Origin of the sequence: Salifodinibacter halophilus (genome assembly GCA_012999515.1) — a bacterium.
Lineage (GTDB): Bacteria > Pseudomonadota > Gammaproteobacteria > Nevskiales > Salinisphaeraceae > Salifodinibacter > Salifodinibacter halophilus.
This window is the reverse complement of record JABEEB010000120.1, coordinates 1-308: the sequence shown is the minus strand read 5'-3', so window position 1 is coordinate 308 and position 308 is coordinate 1. Positions and strand designations below refer to the sequence as shown.

Annotated in this window: 1 protein-coding gene; it reads right to left on the bottom strand. The window is 64.6% G+C overall.

Going from position 1 to position 308, the window contains the following annotated elements:
- Positions 1-185 (bottom strand): hypothetical protein (locus HKX41_10960; protein NNC24650.1); only part of this gene is annotated, 185 nt, incomplete at its 3' end.
- Between the last annotated feature and the right edge of the window lie 123 nt (positions 186-308).

Below are 308 nucleotides of genomic sequence, written 5' to 3'. Positions count from 1 at the left end.
CTGATGGTGGTGCGATCGTCGGAAAATCTGATTTCCTTGATCCGGTCGTTCTGCACCTGGGAGACGAACTGGTCGTAGGGGACGACGTCGGTGCCGGCGTTGCGCGGGCCGAACGCCTGGAACACCACCATCAGCACGACGGCGACGATCACCCAGAGCAGCAGATTCTTGGCCAAATCGTTCATTTGTTTCCTACCCTGCGGCCCCGCGGGGCCCGTGGCCGCGAACGCCTCGTGCGCCCGCGGTAACCGCCAGATTGTCACACCGACCGCCCCGGTACATCTGCCCGCGGCGGCGCCGTTCACGAA